This window comes from Falsiruegeria mediterranea M17 (genome assembly GCF_900302455.1).
Taxonomy (GTDB): domain Bacteria; phylum Pseudomonadota; class Alphaproteobacteria; order Rhodobacterales; family Rhodobacteraceae; genus Falsiruegeria; species Falsiruegeria mediterranea.
In genome coordinates, this window is record NZ_ONZG01000008.1 from 143,209 (window position 1) to 163,640 (window position 20,432).

General features: G+C 59.6%; 19 protein-coding genes. 17 read left to right on the forward strand and 2 right to left on the reverse strand.

Annotated elements, in window-relative coordinates; genetic code table 11:
- The first annotated feature begins 9 nt into the window (after positions 1-9).
- The 13 genes from frr (at position 10) to TRM7615_RS16220 (ending at position 12,435) form a co-directional block, all read left to right on the forward strand.
- Positions 10-576 (forward strand): ribosome recycling factor, encoded by a 567-nt coding sequence (gene frr / locus TRM7615_RS16160; RefSeq protein ID WP_108789375.1) that lies wholly within the window; start codon positions 10-12, stop codon positions 574-576.
- A gap of 11 nt (positions 577-587) precedes the next feature.
- Complete coding sequence (gene uppS, locus TRM7615_RS16165) at positions 588-1,319, forward strand: undecaprenyl pyrophosphate synthase (protein WP_108789377.1); 732 nt, start codon at positions 588-590, stop codon at positions 1,317-1,319.
- Positions 1,316-2,098 (forward strand): phosphatidate cytidylyltransferase, encoded by a 783-nt coding sequence (locus TRM7615_RS16170; RefSeq protein ID WP_108789379.1) that lies wholly within the window; start codon positions 1,316-1,318, stop codon positions 2,096-2,098. The genes uppS and TRM7615_RS16170 overlap by 4 nt, the downstream gene beginning before the upstream one ends.
- Entirely contained in the window at positions 2,098-3,273 is a 1,176-nt protein-coding gene (dxr, locus tag TRM7615_RS16175; protein ID WP_108789381.1) for a 1-deoxy-D-xylulose-5-phosphate reductoisomerase, read from the forward strand. The genes TRM7615_RS16170 and dxr overlap by 1 nt, the downstream gene beginning before the upstream one ends.
- A gap of 1 nt (position 3,274) precedes the next feature.
- Entirely contained in the window at positions 3,275-4,621 is a 1,347-nt protein-coding gene (gene rseP, locus TRM7615_RS16180) for an RIP metalloprotease RseP (protein WP_108789383.1), read from the forward strand.
- 410 nt (positions 4,622-5,031) lie between these two features.
- A complete protein-coding gene (gene bamA / locus TRM7615_RS16185) occupies positions 5,032-7,335 on the forward strand; it encodes an outer membrane protein assembly factor BamA (protein WP_370739825.1) in 2,304 nt (767 codons plus the stop codon).
- Positions 7,336-7,417: 82 nt separating this feature from the next.
- Positions 7,418-7,933: an OmpH/Skp family outer membrane protein gene (locus TRM7615_RS16190; RefSeq protein WP_235824117.1), complete on the forward strand. Its 516-nt coding sequence runs from the start codon at positions 7,418-7,420 to the stop codon at positions 7,931-7,933.
- A gap of 72 nt (positions 7,934-8,005) precedes the next feature.
- Positions 8,006-8,470 (forward strand): 3-hydroxyacyl-ACP dehydratase FabZ, encoded by a 465-nt coding sequence (fabZ, locus tag TRM7615_RS16195; RefSeq protein WP_108789389.1) that lies wholly within the window; start codon positions 8,006-8,008, stop codon positions 8,468-8,470.
- 3 nt (positions 8,471-8,473) lie between these two features.
- Complete coding sequence (lpxA, locus tag TRM7615_RS16200; protein WP_108789391.1) at positions 8,474-9,259, forward strand: acyl-ACP--UDP-N-acetylglucosamine O-acyltransferase; 786 nt, start codon at positions 8,474-8,476, stop codon at positions 9,257-9,259.
- A 2-nt stretch (positions 9,260-9,261) separates the two neighbouring features.
- A complete protein-coding gene (locus TRM7615_RS16205) occupies positions 9,262-10,056 on the forward strand; it encodes an LpxI family protein (protein WP_108789393.1) in 795 nt (264 codons plus the stop codon).
- Entirely contained in the window at positions 10,056-11,210 is a 1,155-nt protein-coding gene (lpxB, locus tag TRM7615_RS16210; protein WP_108789395.1) for a lipid-A-disaccharide synthase, read from the forward strand. Before TRM7615_RS16205 ends, lpxB begins: the two co-directional genes overlap by 1 nt.
- 4 nt (positions 11,211-11,214) lie before the next feature.
- Positions 11,215-11,793 (forward strand): cadmium resistance transporter, encoded by a 579-nt coding sequence (locus tag TRM7615_RS16215; protein WP_108789397.1) that lies wholly within the window; start codon positions 11,215-11,217, stop codon positions 11,791-11,793.
- A 99-nt stretch (positions 11,794-11,892) separates the two neighbouring features.
- Entirely contained in the window at positions 11,893-12,435 is a 543-nt protein-coding gene (locus TRM7615_RS16220) for a carboxymuconolactone decarboxylase family protein (protein ID WP_108789399.1), read from the forward strand.
- Here the strand turns inward: TRM7615_RS16220 and mnmA are convergent.
- Entirely contained in the window at positions 12,432-13,577 is a 1,146-nt protein-coding gene (mnmA, locus tag TRM7615_RS16225; RefSeq protein ID WP_108789401.1) for a tRNA 2-thiouridine(34) synthase MnmA, read from the reverse strand. The genes TRM7615_RS16220 and mnmA overlap by 4 nt on opposite strands.
- A 129-nt stretch (positions 13,578-13,706) precedes the next feature.
- Between mnmA and sciP the strand changes: the two genes are divergently transcribed.
- From sciP to recG, 4 genes are all read left to right on the forward strand, one after another.
- Positions 13,707-13,985 carry a CtrA inhibitor SciP gene (gene sciP, locus TRM7615_RS16230; RefSeq protein ID WP_108789403.1) on the forward strand — a complete coding sequence of 93 codons (279 nt, stop codon included), beginning with the start codon at positions 13,707-13,709 and terminating at the stop codon, positions 13,983-13,985.
- A 98-nt stretch (positions 13,986-14,083) separates the two neighbouring features.
- Positions 14,084-14,800 carry a response regulator transcription factor CtrA gene (gene ctrA, locus TRM7615_RS16235; RefSeq protein WP_085795397.1) on the forward strand — a complete coding sequence of 239 codons (717 nt, stop codon included), beginning with the start codon at positions 14,084-14,086 and terminating at the stop codon, positions 14,798-14,800.
- Positions 14,801-14,949: 149 nt separating this feature from the next.
- Complete coding sequence (ligA, locus tag TRM7615_RS16240; RefSeq protein WP_108789616.1) at positions 14,950-17,175, forward strand: NAD-dependent DNA ligase LigA; 2,226 nt, start codon at positions 14,950-14,952, stop codon at positions 17,173-17,175.
- Positions 17,172-19,262, forward strand: a complete 2,091-nt coding sequence (recG, locus tag TRM7615_RS16245) for an ATP-dependent DNA helicase RecG (protein ID WP_108789405.1) — start codon at positions 17,172-17,174, stop codon at positions 19,260-19,262. Before ligA ends, recG begins: the two co-directional genes overlap by 4 nt.
- A 480-nt stretch (positions 19,263-19,742) precedes the next feature.
- Here the strand turns inward: recG and TRM7615_RS16250 are convergent, their stop codons facing one another.
- Positions 19,743-20,381: a MarC family protein gene (locus TRM7615_RS16250; RefSeq protein WP_108789407.1), complete on the reverse strand. Its 639-nt coding sequence runs from the start codon at positions 20,379-20,381 to the stop codon at positions 19,743-19,745.
- Positions 20,382-20,432 lie beyond the last annotated feature (51 nt).

Genomic DNA, 20,432 nt, shown 5'->3' on the forward strand with positions numbered 1-20,432 from the left:
GTGGGCAGCATGTCTGACGAATTTATGCTTGATACAGACGACCTTGAGCGCCGCATGGAAGGCGCGATGGCCAATCTGAGAACCGAATTTGCATCACTGCGGACGGGCCGCGCGTCCGGCTCGATGCTGGAACCGGTGATGGTTGACGCCTATGGCTCGATGACGCCGATCAACCAGGTGGGCACCGTGAACGTGCCCGAGCCGCGCATGGTGACCATCAACGTCTGGGACAAGTCGCTGGTGGGCAAGGTGGAAAAGGCCATCCGCGAAAGCGGGTTGGGCATCAACCCGCAGCTCAATGGCACCATTATCATGCTGCCCATCCCCGAGCTGAACGAAGAGCGCCGTCGCGAGCTGACCAAGGTGGCCGGGCATTACGCCGAGCACGCGCGCGTCTCGATCCGCAACGTGCGCCGCGACGGCATGGATCAGATCAAGAAGGCCAAATCCGACGGTGACGTGTCCGAGGACGACCAGAAGTTCTGGGAGGCCGAGGTTCAAGAGCTGACCGACAAGATGATCAAGGTCGTCGACGAGGCACTGGAAAACAAACAATCCGAAATCATGCAGGTCTGAGCGGACAGTCGATGCCGAAAGACCCACATTCCGACCTTCCCGCAGGTCCGCGTCACGTTGCCATCATCATGGACGGCAACGGACGTTGGGCGCAGGCGCGGGGGCGTCCGCGTCTGTTCGGCCACCACGCCGGTGCCAAACGCGTTCGCGAAGTGGTCGAGGCATGCCCCGACTACGGCGTGAAATATTTGACCATTTTTGCCTTTTCGACAGAAAATTGGAAACGAACACAGGTCGAAGTTGCAGGTCTCATGAGCCTGTTTCGCCGCTACATTTCGAAAGAGGCGCGGGCGTTGGACGAAGAGGGCGTGCGCGTCCGTTTCATTGGTGATCGAGTGCGTTTGGACCCGAAGCTGATCAAATTGATGGACAACCTGGAAGAGTTGACCAAGACCAACGAAAAGGTTCACCTGACAATCGCGTTGAATTATGGCGGCCGGGACGAGGTTGCCCGCGCCACCAAGCGGCTGGCGCAGGATGTGGCTGACGGCAAATTGCGACCCGAAGACGTGGACGAAGAAACGCTGCCCAAATACCTGGACACACAGGTGCTGCCTGACCCTGATCTGGTTATTCGTACCAGCGGCGAAGCCCGCATTTCCAACTTTCTTCTCTGGCAATCGGCATATTCCGAGTACGAATTCATCGATACATTGTGGCCGGATTTCACCGCCGAGGAATTGGGCCGCCTGTGCCAGGGATTTGGCAATCGCGACCGCAGGTTCGGAGCCGTGAAGATATGAAAGACGGAAGGTGGGCCGACCTTACGGCACGTGTTGGATCGGCCATCGTGCTGGTCGCCATTGGCGCAATCGAGGTCTGGCTGGGCGGTTTGTGGTTCGAAGCCTTCATCGCCGTGGCCTGCGGAATCATGATCTGGGAACTGACCCGGATGGTTGATCCTGACAAACCGCAGGTGGCCATTCAACTGGCGATTCTGACAGCGGCGGCCGTGGTGCTCAGCTTCCACATTCCGCCACTCTTTGTGTTGCCGGTGTTGTTGGCGCCCGCTCTGGTCGGTGTCGGGCAAGTCGGGGCGCGCAAGGGGCTTTTCGCCCTTTTTGCCATCTGGATCACCTGTGCCGGCCTTGGCTTCATCTCTATCCGCGAGAACATGGGCTTTGAATGGATGCTCTGGCTGATCGTGGTGGTCGTGGCTACAGACGTGGCCGGGTATTTTGTTGGCAAAGCAATCGGTGGCCCCAAGTTCTGGCCTGCGATTAGCCCGAAAAAGACCTGGTCAGGCACTGCAGGCGGCTGGATTGCCGCTGCTTTGGTCGGCGTGGCCTTTGCGCTTTATGGCGGCTACGGCATCCGCCTTGTGATCATCTCGGTCTTGGCATCGATGTTTTCGCAAGCTGGCGATATTGCCGAAAGCGCGCTGAAGCGCCGGGTGGGGATCAAGGACAGCTCGAACCTGATCCCTGGGCATGGTGGTTTCCTGGATCGCTTTGACGGCATGATGGGGGCCGCCTTGTTTGTCCTGCTGGCCGGTCTAGTTTACGCACCCGGAGATTTGTGATGCGGAAAGTCTCGATTTTCGGGGCGACCGGATCTGTCGGACAAAACACCGTCGATCTGATCGCCCGCGATCCAGACAGCTATGACGTCGTGGCGCTTACGGGTGGGGCCAACATCGCGCTGCTGGCGCAGGACGCCAAGCGTATGAACGCCGACATTGCGATCACTGCCTATGATTCTCGACTTGAAGAGCTGCGCGCCGCTTTGGCCGGAACCGGGATCGAGGCTGCCGCGGGGCAGGCGGCCCTGGTCGAGGCAGGTGCCCGGCCTGTCAATTGGGTCATGTCGGCGATTGTGGGTGCGGCGGGGCTGGCCCCGGGGCTGGAAGCGTTGAAACAAGGTGCAACTCTGGCACTTGCCAACAAGGAAACATTGGTCTGTGCGGGCAAACTGGTGCTGGACACCGCCCGTCAGCACAACGCGCGGCTGCTCCCGGTGGACAGCGAGCATTCGGCAATCTTTCAGGCGCTCGTGGGCGAGGATATGGCGGCTGTCGAACGGATCATCATCACCGCCAGCGGCGGTGCGTTCCGCGACTGGCCGTTGGATGCGCTGGAACATGCAAGCCTGGCCGAGGCCTCGAGCCACCCCAACTGGGATATGGGGCAGCGGATCACCATCGACAGTGCGTCCATGTTCAACAAGGCGCTCGAAGTCATTGAAACGCGAGAGTTCTTTGGCGTCGACCCGTCACAGATCGAGGTCATCATTCACCCCGAATCCATGGTGCATTCGCTGGTGGGTTTCCGGGATGGTGCTCTGATGGCCCACCTGGGCGCGCCCGACATGCGCCATGCAATCGGCTATGCACTGCATTGGCCCGACCGGCGCGATCTGCCGGTTGCGCGGTTGGATCTGGCGCAGCTGGGGCAGCTCAATTTCAAGGCGCCAGAGGATGCCCGGTACCCGGCGCTGCGTCTGGCGTATGACGTGATGGACCGTGGAGGGCTGTCGGGTGCGGTTTTCAACGCGGCCAAGGAACGTGCGCTGGACGCTTTCATCGCGGAGCGTATCGGATTTCTGGACATGGCGCGGGTGGTTGAGCAGGTATTGGACCGATTTGAGGCCAATCCGGGTCTTATTGATGCCCAAATGACCCTTGATAACGTGACCCAAACAGACCATCTGGCTCGTCAATGGGCCGACGAGGCAATGGCACAGCGAGCAGGTAGGTAACGTGGATATTCTTGGTTTGATTCCCCAATTCGGCGGCGCAGTTTATACCGTTGCGGCCTTCGTGCTGGCGCTGTCGGTCATCGTTTTTGTGCACGAATACGGGCATTATATCGTAGGCCGCTGGTCGGGAATTCACCCCGAGGTCTTCTCGCTTGGCTTTGGGCCGGTGATCTGGAGCCGCGTGGACAAGCGTGGCACCCGCTGGCAGGTGGCACTGCTGCCGCTTGGCGGCTACGTCAAGTTCATGGGCGACGCCAACGCCGCGTCCGGCAAGGATGCCGACGCGATGGAGGCAATCGAAGACCCCGAAACCCTGCGCCGTACCATGCACGGCGCACCCCTGTGGGCCCGCTCGGCCACTGTGGCTGCGGGACCGGTATTCAACTTCATCATGTCGATCCTAGTCTTTGCCGCGATTTTCATGTTCCGGGGTGAGGCGACGGATCCGCTGACCGTTGGTGAGCTCAAGTCGCTGCCCAATACGGTGCAGGAACTGCGCATTGGGGATGAGATCACGTCGATCAATGGGGTGAACACACCCAGTTTTGACGCGCCCGACGAATGGGATGCTTTTGTTGACGCACTCGAGCCACAGCCGCAGTTGAGCTATGGGATCGTGCGCGATGGTCAGGCAATGACCGTGACCGGGCCTTGGTTGTTTCCCCCCTACATTCAGCAGGTGGCGCCGCGCAGTGCGGCCTATGACATCGAGCTGAAGTCCGGCGATGTAATCACCGCGGTGGAAGGCGAGCCGATTTACGCCTTCTCACAGCTGAAGGATCATGTGGAAACCTCTGACGGCCGTGTGCTGCTGCTGGATGTATGGCGTGATGGTGCGATGTTGGAGTTCGCCCTGGCCCCGCGTCGCACGGACGAACCACAGGCCGCAGGCGGATTCAAAACCCATTGGCGCATCGGCATCGTGGGCGGCATGGCTCTGGAGCCCGCCACCCAGGCCGCCGGTCCCATCGACGCCCTGACAGGTGGAGTCTCACAGACCCTGCGGATCATCGAAGGGTCGCTTTCGGGCGTCTGGCACATGATCACGGGCGCGATCAGCACTTGCAACATTTCGGGACCCATCGGAATTGCCGAAACTTCGGGCGCATTGGCCAGCCAAGGCGCACAAAGCTTTATCTGGTTCATTGCCGTGCTGTCGACTGCGGTGGGGTTGATCAACCTCTTCCCGGTGCCGGTGCTGGATGGTGGCCATCTGGTGTTCTATGCCTACGAAGCCGTATCGGGAAAACCCCCAAGCGATCGGGCGTTGCGTATCCTGATGACCATCGGAATCACGCTGGTGCTGTCCTTGATGGTGTTTTCGGTGGGCAACGACCTGTTTTGCTGATGCAGGCGCAGGCACAGTTCTGCCCCGCAGCTGCCCAAGTCTCGACACATTTGCGGGGTAACCTCATGGTTAAGATGAACACCAGAGGATCGGGACCATGCAAACCCTGCAGCATTCGTATCGCGGATTGAGCCTATTGTTCGAATTGAACTGGGACAGGTTGCTCTATCTCGGCACAATCGGATTCGCCCTCATGCTCGGGGCGTATCTCGGAAGCCTTTGATTCTCAAAATTTTGGTATGACAACGACACGCGGTCCTCTGGGCCGCGTGTCTTTTTGTGCTTTTGACATCGTGCTTCAATCCGGCTAGTGAACTTGCCAAGTCTGCTAAAAAATTCGGGTTGATAATAAGATGAATAACGGGAGAGACGTAGGAACATCCTGCGGTTGTCAGATTACAGGCTCCTACATGTTGTATCGAGCACTGTTTGCATTTTTCTTTGTTTTTGCAGCGGCCTTCACGGTTTTTCCGTCTCAGGCATTGGCCCAGAATTACACCTTCAATTCGGTTCAGGTTGAGGGCAATCAACGCATCGAAACCTCGACGATTGTCACACGTGCGGGAATCGCTCGGGGGCAAACGGTCTCGGCTGGTCAATTGAACGACGCCTACAAGCGCATTCTTGACAGTGGCGTTTTTGAGACAGTCGAGATCATCCCGCGCGGCAGCACACTTGTGATCAAGGTTGTCGAATATCCGACGATCAACAAAATCAACTTTGAAGGCAATCGCCGGATCAAGGATGAAAACCTGGCTGACGCCGTCACCTCGGAATCGCGGCGCGTGTTCACGCCCGAGCAGGCCGAGCGGGATGCGCAGCTGATTGCCGAGATCTACTCGTCCCAAGGCCGCGTTGCCGCGACAGTCGTGCCGCGCATCATCCGGCGCGATGGCAACCGCGTCGATCTGGTGTTCGAAATCAGTGAAGGTGACACCATCGAGATCGAGCGGGTCAGCTTTGTTGGCAACCGTGCATACTCCGACCGCCGTCTGCGCCGGGTTCTGGAAACCAAGCAGGCAGGCTTCTTGCGCGCGTTCATTCGCTCGGACACGTTCATCGCGGACCGGATCGAATTTGACAAACAGGTGCTGCGCGATTTCTACCTGTCTCGCGGGTATGTTGATTTCCGCGTCAACAGTGCAAACGTCGAATTCACCCGTGAGCGCGACGCCTTCTTCCTGGTCATGGACCTGCAGGAAGGACAGCAGTTCTCGTTTGGCAACATTACGACAGTCAGCGAGATCCCTGGCGTTGATGCCGCCGAGTATCAAGGTGCGCTGAAGGTCAAACCCGGTGTGATCTATTCGCCTTCGTTGGTGGAAAACTCCATTGCCCGCCAAGAGCGTCTGGGTTTGCGAAACGGCGTTGATTTCCTGCGGGTGGAACCGCGCATCACGCGCAACAATCGCGATTTGACGCTGGATGTGGAATTCGCCCTGGTCAAAGGCCCTCGCATTTTTGTTGAACGTATCGACATCGAAGGCAACACGACGACATTGGACCGCGTGATCCGTCAGCAGTTCCGCTCGGTCGAGGGCGATCCGTTCAACCCGCGTGAAATCCGCGAAAGCGCGGAACGCATCCGCGCTTTGGGGTTCTTTGCGGAATCAAACGTAGAGACCCGCGAGGGAACGTCGCCAGATCGCGTGTTTGTCGACGTTGATGTCGAAGAACAACCCACCGGCTCGCTGAGCTTGGGTGGTAGCTACTCGGTCAACGACGGTTTTGGTGTCGCCATTGGACTGAGCGAAAGCAATTTTCTGGGACGTGGCCAGACATTGGGGATTACGCTTTCAACAGCGCAGGACGCGGAACAGTATGTCCTTGGATTCTCCGAGCCACATCTACTGGGTCGCGATCTGAGGTTTGACCTAGATCTTGGGATCTCCGAGAGAAACTCAAGCTTCGCCAACTACGATACATCTCGCAAGTTCTTCAATCCTGGGCTGACGTTCAGAACCGGCGAGTTGTCGACCCTTCAGTTGCGTTACCGCTGGGAGGCCAGCGAGATGCTTGCCAGAACAAATGCGGCGACGGGTGCTGTAATCACCTCGGAAATTGCACAGGGTGAACGTTCGTCCAGTCTTCTGGGGGTTTCCTATGTCTATGACAGCCGGTTGGGGGGGCTTAATCCCAATGCCGGCGTTCGTTTCGAAGTTGGCCTGGACGCTGCAGGTTTGGGTGGCGACAACGAGTACTTCAAGACCACGGCCAAAACCATCGCTCAAACGCGGGTTTGGCACGAAGAGGTTACGCTGCGCGCGACCCTCGAAGCTGGCGCGTTCAGCTGGCGCGGGGCAGGCTCAAGCCGGACCATTGATCGCTTTATCTTTGGACCGGATGTGTTCCGTGGTTTCGAACCAGCGGGCATCGGTCCGCGCGACTTGTCGGGTGGGCAGGATGATGCCTTGGGCGGCAACTACTACGCTGTAGCGCGGTTTGAGGCGGAGTTCCCGCTGGGTCTGCCCGAGGAATTGGGCATTCGGGGCGGTTTGTTCTATGACGTTGGCAACCTTTGGGATCTGTCGAATGTGAACACCGCGGGTGGCACGATTGTTGGCGCAGGTGGTTCGTTCCGTCACGTTGTCGGCTTCTCCGTGCTCTGGACCACCGCTTTTGGTCCGTTGCGGTTCAACTTTACCAAAGCGTTGAAGAAGGAAACTTTCGACAAGGAACAGAGCTTTGATCTGACCATTCAGGCCCGGTTCTGAACTCAGGATGCTATCGAAATCCAACTTTTCAAAAACACGGGGCCAACTGTTGGCCCTGTGTTTTCTTTTTTCTGCTTCATTGATGATTCCGGCAGCGCAAGCTCAGCAATTGGGCGTCACGCAAAGTCAGATTCTGACCATCTCGATCGAGCGCCTGTTTGCGGAATCTGAGTTTGGTCAGCGCATCGCAAACGAGATCGACGCGGAAAGCGCCGTCCTCGCTGCAGAAAACCGTCGGATCGAGGGGGAACTGGAGCAGGAAGAACGCGATCTGACCGAGCGGCGCAAGTCGCTTGATGCCAATGCGTTTCGGGTTTTGGCCGATGCCTTTGATCAAAAGGTTCAGTCGCACCGCACAACACAGAAGAGCAAGTACGAAGCGCTCAATCAAAAGGGTGATATTGCGCGCGCAGAGTTTCTGCAGGTCATCGTGCCCATTCTCGAAGACTTGAGACGCGAGGCAGGAGCCGCCGTGCTGATCGAAAAGTCGACTGTCATATTGGCAGATCCAACGTTTGACATCACGGCCATCGCGATCTCGCGCGTCAACGTGGCATTGGGCGACGGGGCGCGGATCACAACCGACCCGCAGCAATAGCAAAGCTTGCTCTGGCTGGCCGGGGTTGTTAGTCAAACATCAACAAAAAAGCCAAGACAGGACACCTGCGTCATGACCACAGAAACTCAGAGCGCCGACATCCAACTGATCCAGCGCATTCTTCCGCACCGCTATCCGTTTCTGCTGGTTGACCGGGTCGAGGACATCGACGGCATTACCTCGGCGCGCGGCATCAAGAATGTGACAATGAACGAGCCGCATTTTCAAGGTCACTTCCCGGGAACCCCGATCATGCCGGGGGTCACCATCGTCGAGGCTATGGCGCAGACCGCTGGCGTGATGTTGGGTGTGGGCATGGATATGATCGACACTGAGTTGCTGATCTATTTCATGAACATCGACAAGTGCAAATTCCGCCGCAAGGTGGTGCCCGGTGACGTGCTGGAAATGCATGTGACAAAGGTTCGCGGCAAGCCCGGTGGCAAGATCTTCAAGTTTCATGGCAAAGCGGTTGTGGGGGACGAGGTTGCGGCCGAGGCCGAGTTTACCGCAATGGTCGACCGGCAAGAGGGCTGAGGCATGGCCCAAATTCACCCAACCGCGCTGATCGAAGAGGGCGCTCAGCTGGGGGCCGACTGCGTCATTGGTCCGTTCTGTGTAATTGGTCCCAACGTGCGTCTTGGCGACCGGGTCGAGCTTAAATCGCATGTCGTGGTCACCGGAGACACCGAGATCGGCGACGAAACGGTGATTTTTTCTTTTGCAGTTATCGGTGAGATCCCGCAGGACCTGAAATTCAAGGGTGAGAAATGCGCGCTGGTGATCGGCAAGCGCAATCGCATCCGCGAACATGTCACGATGAATGCCGGCACCGAAGGCGGTGGCGGGCTGACACGCATCGGCGATGACGGCTTGTTCATGGCGGGCTGCCATATTGCCCATGACGCCCAGATTGGAAACCGGGTCATCGTGGTGAATTCAGCCGCTGTCGCGGGACATTGCGTGCTCGAGGATGACGTGATCATCGGCGGCCTGTCGGGCATCCACCAATGGGTTCGCATCGGCAAAGGCGCCATCATCGGTGCTGTGACCATGGTCACCAACGACGTGATTCCTTATGGCCTGGTTCAAGCCCCGCGCGGCGAGCTGCACGGGTTGAACCTGGTGGGACTGAAACGGCGGGGCGTGCCGCGGGCTGACATCACCGCGCTCCGCGCTGCGTTCCAGATGATGGCACAGGGCGAGGGCACGTTCCAGAATCGCATTCAGCGCATGGGCGACGAGTTCGACAGCGACTATGTGAAGGAAATCGTCGATTTTGTTGTTGGCGACACGGATCGGTCCTTTCTGACACCTGGAGGGTGAACATGTTGGCATTGATTGCAGGCGGCGGGAACCTCCCGTCGGAACTGGTCGCGCGGCTGTCGGATCGCCCGGTGATCTGCGCGCTCGAAGAGTTCGGGCCGGACACGCTCGACGTGGATCTTCCCTTTCGATTGGAAACCCTTGGTACTTTGCTTGCGGCATTGTCCGAGCGTGGCGTGACCCAAATTTGCATGGCTGGCTCAGTTGGTCGCCCAGCCGTTGATCCGGCGCGGATCGACGCGGCCACGATGCCTTTGGTGCCGATCTTGCAACAGGCTTTGGTGTCCGGAGATGACGGGGCCCTGCGCGCCGTGATCGGCATTTTCGAACAAGCGGGGTTGGACGTTCTGGCCGCGCATGAGCTTGCGCCGGACCTGTTGCCCCAGGTGGGTGTTCTGACCGAGGCGAGCCCATCCGAAAGCGATGAAAAAGACGCTGATCGCGGCGTTGGCATCGTGCGCGCCATGGCTGCCGCCGACATCGGCCAGGCCTGTGTCGTGCTCAGGGGACAGGCATTGGCGATCGAGGGTGTCTATGGCACCAACTGGATGCTGCAATCTCTCACACAGCGCCCTGATGCGGGCGGAGGTGTGATGATCAAGCTGCCCAAACCGGGCCAGGATCGTCGTGTTGACCTGCCCACCATCGGGCCGGACACGGTTACTGCTGCGGTGGCAGCGGGACTGTCTGGCCTCGTGATCGAAAAGGGCGGTGTCATGGTTCTGGACCGCGACGCCGTAGTGGCGGAGTGCAACCGTCTGGGCCTGTTCCTGTGGGTGCGGGAGCGCGCGTCCTGATGCGCGTCTTTGTCCTTGCCGGTGAACCCTCGGGTGACCGGCTGGGCGGTGCTCTGATGGCGGGGTTGCGGGAATTGCAACCAGAAGTGCAGTTCGACGGCATCGGCGGCCCTCTGATGGAGGCGCAAGGCCTGAGCAGCCAGTTCCCGATGCAGGAGCTTAGCGTCATGGGCCTGACCGAGGTTCTGCCCAAGTATTTTCACCTCAAACGTCGCATTGCCGAGACGGCCCAGGCCATTCTGGATCTGCGCCCGGATGTGGTGATCACCATCGACAGCCCCGATTTCAGCCTGCGGGTCGCGAAACTGGTGAAAGAGGCCAGTGATATCCGCACCGTGCATTACGTGGCCCCCAGTGTCTGGGCCTGGCGCCCCAAGCGCGCCGACAAGATGGCAAAGGTCATTGACCATGTGCTGGCGCTGTTGCCGTTCGAGCCGCCCTATATGGAACGCGCCGGGATGGAGTGCGATTTTGTCGGTCACCCGGTCGTGGGAGAGCCCAAGGCAACGGAGGTCGAGATTGTACAGCTGCGCGCGGAACACGATATGGGCGATGCGCCGGTGCTGCTGGCCTTGCCGGGTTCGCGCCGCAGCGAGGTTGAGCGGCTCTCGGACGTCTTTGGCGCGGCTTTGCAGGATTTCCTGATCAAACACCCCGATATGCGTGTCGTCATTCCAACCGCGCCGCATGTTGCGGATCTGGTGCGCGAAAAGACTGCATCTTGGCCGGGAAATCCGGTGGTTCTGGCGCATGAAGACGCGGAGACAGCGGCTTCCCACAAACGCGCGGCTTTTGCCACGGCGGAATTGGCACTGGCGGCTTCGGGCACCGTGTCGTTGGAACTGGCCGCAAGCGAGACGCCCATGGTGATCGCCTACAAGTTCAGCTGGCTCACCTACAAGATCATGGAAAGCATGGCGCTGATCGACACTGCCACACTGGTCAATCTGGTCAGCGAGACGCGCGTGATCCCCGAATGCCTGGGCCCCGCCTGCCTGCCGGGCAACATCGCGCAGGCGCTGTCGGATGTGCGCGCCAACCCAGAAGCTCAGGCAGACGCCATGCGCGTCACCATGGAGCGACTGGGGCAGGGCGGAGAGGCGCCGGGCCTGCGCGCAGCGCGTGCGGTGCTGAGCCGACTGACCGCGGGCTAGGGCGATGGACTTGATCGCCTTTGGCCTGTCGGCTGCTGTGGCCCAGGTCCTGACCAACATCGATAATCTGGCCGCGCTTCTGGCCTTGTCGCTGGTCGTAGGCAAATGGCGCGCCATCGCGGGCTATGTTGCCGCCCAAGCGGTGATCCTGACCCTCGCCCTGGCGGTTGCCGTCGGGGCCGAGCAGCTAGCGCCGAGCAATGTGGGCTTGCTTGGGTTTATCCCGATCGGGTTGGGGGTCCGCGGGGTTTGGCAGCAGTTTCGCAATGCGGACGAAGAGCAAGCCGAGGCCTTTTCACGCAGCAGTTCGTTGCTGATGACAAGCCTGTTGTTCCTCAGCTTGTCGATGGACAGCTTTGCGGTCATGGCACCACTCTTGGCCGACTCCGGGCCTCTCTACAGGTTTGCCGCCCTTGTGGGGGCTGTGGTGGCGGTACTGGCGCTTGGAGCTGTCGGTCTGGCTTTTGCCCTGACCGCGTGCGCCACGGGGCCTTGGACCCGCCGGTTCGAACGCCTTGCGCCTTTTGTGATGATTGCCGCCGGGATTTACGTTCTGCTCGACAGCGGCACCGACCTGCTGTGATCAAATTCCCGGCGGTCAAGCGCGCGAAAGCGTGATTTCAACCTCAGGCTTCGGTCGCCTAAACCCATCGGCGCAAATCTCGAACAACGTGAGCCCCTGATGAGCCGCATTCCTCCCACCCCTATAGATGCCATGAGTTCCCGGACCCGGGCAGACTGCGCCGCCTTGGCTGCCTATGGTCCGTTTCAGAATTGGGCGGGGATCGCCGCGCAAAGCCCGGTGGTTCTGCACCATGTGACCGAGATGCTGGTGAACATGCGCGCCGAAACCGCGCTGCCACGCCGGGTGATCGAGCTGGCCATGGTCACGGTTTCACAGCTTAACGCCTGTGACTATTGTTTGTCTCATCACGTGCCGTCGCTGAAAGTGACCGGTCTCAGCCCCGAAGGCGTCGAAAGACTGCTTGAGGCGGAAAACACAGAGCTGGAAGCACGTGACAAGTCGGTGGTGCGCTATGCACGCGCCGTGACCGAGCGGTCAGGCCGTATGCGCGATGCCGAGGTGTCGGATCTGCGCCAGTGGTTCGACGAAGGTCAAATCGTCGAGCTGACCTGGCGCATCGCCTTGGGCGGTGCGTTCAACCGGTTCAACGATGCGCTTCAGATCGAAGCGGAAGAGCCGCTTGCAACGGACGTCGCTTAGTACCCGCGCCAGATCCAGCCACCGCCAAAGATGCGGCTGCCGCCAGTTTCATAGAACACGCAAGCCTGCCCCGGTGAGACGCCTTCTTCGGGGCTCAGCAGCTCGACCTCGGCGGTGGTGTCACTGAGCGGTCGGATGATCGCCTCGCGCGGGGGGCGGGTTGAGCGCACCTTGACCGAGACGTGCCATTCCTTTTGCGAGGTAAACGGCTCATCCCCCAGCCAGTTGATCTCGCGCACGGGGATGGTTCGGGTCGACAGCAGCTCTTTGGGGCCGACAACGACCTGTTTGTTGTCGACGTCCAGTTTCACCACATAAAGCGGCTCGCTGAGGCCGCCGATGCCCAGACCCCGGCGCTGGCCGATGGTGTAATGGATGACGCCGTTGTGCTCGCCCAGGACCCGCCCGTCGGCATGGACGATTTGGCCGGGTTCGGCCGCGCCGGGGCGCAGTTTTTCGATCACGCTGGCGTAGTTGCCGTTCGGCACAAAGCAGATGTCCTGGCTGTCGGGCTTGTCGGCCACCGACAGGCCATATTCGGCCGCCATTTCGCGGGTGGCATCCTTGGAGGGCAGGTGGCCCAGTGGGAAGCGCAGGTAATCAAGCTGTTCCGGCGTGGTTGAGAACAGGAAATACGACTGATCGCGGTTGGCATCCTCGGCCGAATGCAGCTCGGGCCCGTTTTCACCCATCATGCGCTGGATGTAATGACCGGTCGCCATGCAATCAGCCTCAAGATCCTTGGCGGTTTCCAAGAGGTCCTTGAACTTGACCCGCTCGTTGCAGCGAATGCACGGCACCGGCGTGGCGCCCGCCAGATAGCTGTCGGCGAACTCGTCGATCACGGCGTCTTTGAAGATGTTTTCGTAATCCAGCACATAATGCGGAAAGCCGCGCTCTTCGGCCACGCGGCGCGCATCATGGATGTCGATGCCCGCGCAGCAGGCGCCTTTCTTGGCCAGCGCAGCGCCATGGTCGTAAAGCTGAAGCGTCACGCCCACCACGTCATAGCCCTGATCGGACAGGTAAGCGGCCACGACCGAGCTGTCGACACCCCCTGACATGGCAACAACGACCCGCGTTTCCGACGGGGGTTTCGCAAATCCAAGCGAGTTCAGCGGTGTGTCTGTGTCCAGCGCCATTGGGCGGCTCCTGTGCGATCGGGAAAGACCAGCGGAATATAAGAAAATCCTACACACTCTCAAGGGGCGGTTTCACACCCCATTAAGTAGGCTGGGTCAAGGTTGGTGTACCAGTAGAAGGGACAGGTGATGTTTTTGCGAAAAGTGGAAGGGCCCAGATCAGTGACTTTACCGGATGGCTCCATCATGACACGGGCCGATCTTCCGCCTCCGGACACTCAACGATGGGTTGCTTCCCGCAAGATTGCGGTGGTGCGGGGCGTGCTCTACGGGCTGATCACATTGCCCGACGCGATGAAGCTTTATGGACTCAGTGAAGAGGAATTTAACGGGTGGGTGTCAGCAGTTGCCGACCATGGCACCGATGCGTTGAAGGTGACTGCGCTAAAAAAATATAGACAACTTTAGGTTGATCTTTCATAACTGCATTAACGGTAACGGGAGGTTAACCTTTATTCGTCACGGTTGATCACAATCACGGGACCTGACTTAGGCGGAGACATTCAATGCGCGTACTTCTTGTTGAAGACGATCCAACGACATCCAAGAGCATCGAGTTGATGCTGACGCATGCCAACTTGAACGTATATGCAACGGACCTGGGCGAAGAGGGGATCGATCTGGCCAAGTTGTATGACTATGACCTGATCCTTTTGGACCTGAATCTGCCGGATATGAACGGACATGAGGTGCTGCGCCAGCTGCGTATGGCGCGAATCGAAACGCCGATTCTGATCCTGTCGGGCGCCGATGACACCGAAAGCAAGATCAAGGGGTTCGGCTTTGGGGCGGATGATTACCTGACCAAACCCTTCCATCGCGAAGAACTGGTGGCCCGCATTCACGCGATCATCCGCCGCTCTAAGGGGCATTCGCAATCGATCATCAAGACCGGCAAGATCTCGGTTAACCTGGATGCCAAGACGGTCGAGGTGGGCGGGCAAACCGTGCATCTGACCGGCAAGGAATACCAGATGCTCGAGCTGCTGAGCCTGCGTAAGGGGACAACGCTCACCAAAGAGATGTTCCTTAACCATCTCTACGGGGGCATGGATGAACCGGAGCTCAAGATCATCGACGTGTTTATCTGCAAGCTGCGCAAAAAGCTCAGCAATGCAACCGACGGCGAAAACTATATCGAGACAGTCTGGGGCCGCGGTTATGTGCTGCGGGACCCGCAACCCAATGAAATGAGTGATCCGCGCCTCGCCGTTGGTGCGTGATCGGCACAGGCAAGTCCAGGCTGCTGGTCCAGGCAGCCACCACCACTCACGATGAAGACATCTGGACCTGATCGTGGCCTCGCCCTATCACTTGGAGCTACTATCAAGTTTGGGGCGAGGCCGTGACAGACACCACCGACATCAAAGCCATGACCGAGGAACAAGCCAGCGCTGAACTGGCCCGGCTGGCGGATCTTTTGGGGCAGGCAAATGCCGCCTATCACAGCGCTGACGATCCGGTGATGTCAGATGCAGATTATGATGCGCTGAAACGGCGCAATACTGCGATCGAAGCACGGTTTCCGCAACTCAAGCGCGACGACAGCCCAACCGATCAGGTGGGAGCTGGGCCTGCTGAGGCGTTCTCCAAGATCACCCATGTGGTGCGGATGCTGTCGCTGGGCAACGCTTTTGATGACGAAGACGTCGATGGATTCGATACATCGATTCGTAAATACTTGGGACTTGGGGGCAAAGATCCGCTGGCCTATACGGCTGAACCCAAGATCGACGGTCTGTCCCTGTCCCTGCGGTATGAGCAGGGTGTATTGGTGCAGGCCGCCACCCGGGGGGATGGCGAGACGGGCGAAAACGTCACTGCCAATGCCCGCACCATCACGGATATTCCGCAACAATTGCAGGGCGCGCCGGATGTGCTTGAAGTGCGGGGTGAGGTCTATATGTCCCATCCGGATTTCGAGGCGCTGAATGCGCGTCAGACCGAGCGGGGCGGAAAAACCTTTGCCAATCCGCGCAACGCCGCCGCGGGTTCCTTGCGGCAATTGGATGCGGAAATCACCAAATCCCGCCCTTTGCGGTTCTTCGCGTATGCCTGGGGGGATCTGTCCGCACCGCTTGCGCAAACGCAGATGGGGGCCATTGAAAAGTTGGCCGATTTGGGGTTCCAGACCAATCCGCTCACCAAACTCTGCGCGACACCTGCCGCGTTGATCGCGCATTACCACGACATCGAAGAGCAGCGCGCGACGCTCGGCTATGATATCGACGGCGTCGTCTACAAGGTCAACGATCTGGACCTGCAAGCGCGGCTTGGTTTTCGGTCGACCACGCCCCGTTGGGCGATTGCCCATAAATTCCCCGCGGAACTCGCCTGGACCCGGCTTGAGGCGATCGACATTCAGGTGGGCCGCACCGGCGCGATCAGCCCGGTGGCGCGTCTGGCCCCGGTCACCGTGGGCGGCGTTGTCGTCTCGAACGCGACGCTGCACAACGAAGATTACATCCAGGGCCGCGATGCCTCGGGCAATGAGATACGGGGCGGCAAGGACATTCGGGTCGGCGATTGGGTGCAGGTCTACCGCGCCGGTGACGTGATCCCCAAAGTGGCCGATGTGGACTTGTCTAAACGGTCCCACAACGCGCAGCCTTACGTCTTTCCTACGACATGCCCCGAATGCGGCAGCCCTGCCATCCGTGAAGAAGGCGATGCCGTACGCCGATGCACCGGTGGGATTATTTGTCCTGCGCAGGCTGTTGAAAAGCTGAAACATTTCGTCTCTCGCAAGGCGTTCGACATCGAAGGTCTGGGCGCCAAACAGATTGAGATGTTTCATGGCGATGAGGTGCTGCCGATCCGCACGCCCGAAGATATCTTTACACTGCAAGCTCGCGATGCAGCCACTCTGGCGCGGCTCAAGAACCGCGATGGCTGGGGCGATACATCAGCTAGCAACCTGTTCGCGGCCATTGACGAAAAGCGTACTATTCCTTTGATTCGGCTGATCTTTGCCCTTGGTATCCGCCACGTGGGTGAGGTCGGGGCGCGTGACCTTGCGCTGCATTACGGTGATTGGGACGCCATGGCGCAGGCCGTCGACACGGCCCGTCCGGCAGCCTTGGCGCATCGCGCAGCGGATGAAGCAGAAGAGGCTGAGCGGATCGCAGCCAATTCCGAAGGTCGCCGGGCCCGTGTGAAAGAGGCCCGCGACAAGGTCCTGACCCTGGCTGACATCCCGGCCGAGGCCACCGCCGCCTGGGCCGATTTGACCGGCATCGACGGCATCGGTGCCACTTTGGGCTTGTCGTTGTCGGACGCCTTTGCCAACGCTGATGAGCGCGCCGCGTTCGACGCTTTGCGCGCCCATCTGACCATTGTGCCGCCAGAGGCACCCACGCAAGACAGTCCCGTCGCGGGCAAAACCGTCGTCTTCACCGGCACGCTTGAAAAAATGACCCGGGCCGAGGCCAAGGCCCGCGCAGAGTCGCTGGGTGCCAAGGTCTCCGGCTCGGTCAGCAAGAAGACCGACCTGCTGGTAGCGGGGCCTGGCGCAGGGTCCAAAGCCAAGAAGGCCGCAGATTTGGGGATCGAGACGCTGGACGAAGACGGCTGGTTAGAGCTGATCGAGGGGCTATGAGCGGTCGTCCTGAGCCCCTGTTCCCGCTGTTTGCGGGGCTTGAAACGCTGGATGGCGTTGGTCCGAAAACGGCCAACCTGCTGGGCGCGCTTGAGATCGAGACGCCCCGTGATGTGCTCTATTCGCTGCCTTACGCGGTAGTTGACCGCCGTCGCCGTGACACGATCAAGGGTGCTGATCTGCCCAGCACGCTGACGGTCACGGTGACCGTCCACAGCCACCGCCCGTCCCGCAATCGCGGTGGGGCCTATCGCATCCATGTGCATGACGCGCAGATGGATTTCCAGCTGGTGTTTTTTCATGCGCGTTCGGATTACCTCAATCGTCTTCTGCCGCAGGGGGCAGAGCGGGTGGTGTCGGGCAAGCTGGAACTGTTTGATGGTATGGCCCAGATGGTTCACCCCGATCATATCCTGCCGGTGGCCGAGGCAGGCGACATCCCCGAGTTCGAGCCGGTCTATCACCTGACCCAAGGTGTTACACAAAAGACGGCGTACAAGGCGGCGCAAAGTGCCTTGGCCCGCGCACCAGAACTGGCAGAATGGATTGACCCCGCGCATCTGGAGCGCGAGGGCTGGCCCGATTGGGCCACTGCGATGGATGCGGCGCATCACCCGCAAGGCCTGGATGATGTCAGCCCGTTTTCGCTTGCACGCATGCGGCTGGCGTATGACGAGTTGATGGCGCATCAGATGACGCTGGCCCTTGCGCGACAACGCGAGCGCAAGACCCGCGGCGTGATCAGCGTCGCCACGGGCGAGTTGCAATCAGGGGTTCTGAGCAAGCTGCCCTATCGTCCGACTGGAGCCCAGGCCCGTGCGATCGAAGAGATTGCCGCAGATATGGCCTCAAACCAGCGGATGAACCGACTGCTGCAGGGTGACGTGGGCGCAGGCAAAACGTTGGTGGCCTTCATGGCGCTGCTGGTCGCGGTCGAGGCCGGCGGGCAGGGTGTGATGATGGCGCCTACTGAAATCCTGGCGCGTCAGCATCTGGAGGCATTGCAGCCTCTGGCCGAGGACGCGGGCGTGGTGCTGGAACTGCTCACGGGGCGCGACAAGGGCGCAGAACGGCGAGCCAAGCTGGCGGCGTTGGAACGGGGTGACATTCAGATCCTGGTCGGCACCCATGCGGTGTTTCAGGCCGATGTGGCCTTTGATGACCTGCGGCTGGCCATCATCGATGAACAGCACCGGTTCGGTGTGCGCCAGCGAATGGAGCTGGCCAAAAAGGGCGTCGGCGCGGATGTGCTGGTGATGACCGCCACGCCGATTCCACGCAGCCTGTCGCTGGCGCAATACGGCGATATGGATGTCTCGATCCTGGATGAGAAGCCACCGGGGCGAAAGCCGATCAAGACCGCTGTGATCAGTACGGACCGGATGGATGCGGTCGTCGACAGGCTACGGCAGGCCATTGACGAGGGGCGGCAATGCTATTGGGTTTGCCCGTTGGTGGACGAGTCCGAACTGGTCGACCTGACTGCGGCCGAAGACCGGTTCAAACGCCTGCGCGCGATTTTGGGTGAGGGCGTCGTGGGGCTGGTGCATGGCCAGATGCCGCCTGCGGACAAAGACGCCGCCATGGCGGCGTTTCAGGCGGGCGAAACCAAGGTTCTGGTCGCCACCACGGTGATCGAGGTGGGGGTGAACGTGCCCAATGCCACCATCATGGTGATCGAACGGGCCGAGATATTCGGCCTGGCACAGCTGCACCAGCTACGCGGCAGGGTGGGGCGCGGTGACGCGGAATCGACCTGTCTGTTGATGTACCAAGCACCGCTCAGCGAAACGGGGCGCAAACGGCTTGAGGTGCTGCGCGAGACCGAGGACGGGTTCCGTATCGCCGAAACCGACCTGCAGATGAGGGGCGCGGGCGATCTGATCGGGACGGCTCAATCGGGGCTGCCCAGGTTCCAGATCGCAGACCTTGAACGCCAAGCCTCACTGATGGCGGTGGCGCAGTCAGATGCACGGGCCCTGCTGGCTGCTGATCCCGACCTTTCGACGGAACGGGGACAGGCGGCGCGTGTTCTTCTGTGGCTGATGAAGCAGGATCAGGCAATCCGATTGATCTCGGTCGGGTAAGTCACTGTTATCCGGTGTCTTTGTGGAACGTTGCGCCCTCATGTTCTCCTTGTGAAAACAAGAAAGTTCACAAATGTTCTCAAAAAGTTCTTTACACGCGCACCGGAAAATGAGAACAAAAGGTCAACAAAGACTTAACGCTGACATTGACCATTAACCCGGAGACGCCAGATGCTGAGCCAGATCAAAACCGCCCTGACCCGATCCCAGAACACGTTGCTGCAAGATGCGGCGGGGGCTGCGTCTCTGGTGGTGATGCTTGTGGTGGCGTTGCATCTTCCCAACCTCTGATACCCGAATTTCTGCCTGCGATCTCATGCCCGGACCCATTCGCATCCTGTCCCATTGATGAAAGGGTGACCTGCCTATCCTTACCCTGAACGGGCCCTGCCTCGGCCCCTGAATGGCCCCCGGACCCCACATGAGACCCGCAATACCTGCCGCCGCTCTTTCCCGCCCGAAAGAGCGGCGGATTTTTCTTTAGAGTTGGCCGGTTTTAACGATTTCCAAGATCGCTGACAGCACAGCGTTGGCGGCGACCGAGGCCAAGATCATTCCCATCACACGGCTGACAATTGCGGATCCTGCGTGACCGATCAGACGAATGATCGGATCAGCAAACAGCATGAACAAAAAGGCAGCGGCAATGACCACCAGCATGACACCTGCTGTCAAAGCCTGATCCGCAATTCCCACCTGATTGTTGTCCGTGAGCATAACGATTGCCAGCATGGCGCCGGGTGACGCAAGCGATGGCACAGCCAGCGGAAAGATGGCCGGATTGGGTTTCTCAGTGTCTGCGGCGTTGTATTGTTCGGACTGTTTTTGATCTGTTTCCGGTTTGCTTTCGCCGAAAATCATTGTCAGGGCAAACAGAAACAAAACGATGCCGCCCGCGACCTGAAAGGAGTTCAGACCGATATCCAGCGCGTCAATGAGCAATTGACCGAACACCAGAAAGAACAGCAGGACACCGGCACTGACCAGCGCGGCCTGAAAAGCCGTCTTGCGCCGCGCTGCTGCGTCCAGTCCGGCGGTGACGGCAATGAAAACCGGAACAGTCCCAATCGGATCAATGACAACCCAAAGGGTCACAAAACTATCAATCACTTCCTGCAACTCAACTCTCCCCTGAAAACAGGGGGGAGCCTAGCGGCATGAGTGCACGTT

Bases quoted from the DNA above. Each gene is read 5' to 3' on its own strand.
- frr (WP_108789375.1), top strand. From the start codon at position 10: ATGTCTGACGAATTTATGCTTGATACAGACGACCTTGAGCGCCGCATG.
- uppS (WP_108789377.1), top strand. From the start codon at position 588: ATGCCGAAAGACCCACATTCCGACCTTCCCGCAGGTCCGCGTCACGTT.
- TRM7615_RS16170 (WP_108789379.1), top strand. From the start codon at position 1,316: ATGAAAGACGGAAGGTGGGCCGACCTTACGGCACGTGTTGGATCGGCC.
- dxr (WP_108789381.1), top strand. From the start codon at position 2,098: ATGCGGAAAGTCTCGATTTTCGGGGCGACCGGATCTGTCGGACAAAAC.
- bamA (WP_370739825.1), top strand. From the start codon at position 5,032: ATGTTGTATCGAGCACTGTTTGCATTTTTCTTTGTTTTTGCAGCGGCC.
- TRM7615_RS16190 (WP_235824117.1), top strand. From the start codon at position 7,418: ATGATTCCGGCAGCGCAAGCTCAGCAATTGGGCGTCACGCAAAGTCAG.
- fabZ (WP_108789389.1), top strand. From the start codon at position 8,006: ATGACCACAGAAACTCAGAGCGCCGACATCCAACTGATCCAGCGCATT.
- lpxA (WP_108789391.1), top strand. From the start codon at position 8,474: ATGGCCCAAATTCACCCAACCGCGCTGATCGAAGAGGGCGCTCAGCTG.
- TRM7615_RS16205 (WP_108789393.1), top strand. From the start codon at position 9,262: ATGTTGGCATTGATTGCAGGCGGCGGGAACCTCCCGTCGGAACTGGTC.
- lpxB (WP_108789395.1), top strand. From the start codon at position 10,056: ATGCGCGTCTTTGTCCTTGCCGGTGAACCCTCGGGTGACCGGCTGGGC.
- TRM7615_RS16215 (WP_108789397.1), top strand. From the start codon at position 11,215: ATGGACTTGATCGCCTTTGGCCTGTCGGCTGCTGTGGCCCAGGTCCTG.
- TRM7615_RS16220 (WP_108789399.1), top strand. From the start codon at position 11,893: ATGAGCCGCATTCCTCCCACCCCTATAGATGCCATGAGTTCCCGGACC.
- mnmA (WP_108789401.1), bottom strand. From the start codon at position 13,577: ATGGCGCTGGACACAGACACACCGCTGAACTCGCTTGGATTTGCGAAA.
- sciP (WP_108789403.1), top strand. From the start codon at position 13,707: ATGTTTTTGCGAAAAGTGGAAGGGCCCAGATCAGTGACTTTACCGGAT.
- ctrA (WP_085795397.1), top strand. From the start codon at position 14,084: ATGCGCGTACTTCTTGTTGAAGACGATCCAACGACATCCAAGAGCATC.
- ligA (WP_108789616.1), top strand. From the start codon at position 14,950: ATGACCGAGGAACAAGCCAGCGCTGAACTGGCCCGGCTGGCGGATCTT.
- recG (WP_108789405.1), top strand. From the start codon at position 17,172: ATGAGCGGTCGTCCTGAGCCCCTGTTCCCGCTGTTTGCGGGGCTTGAA.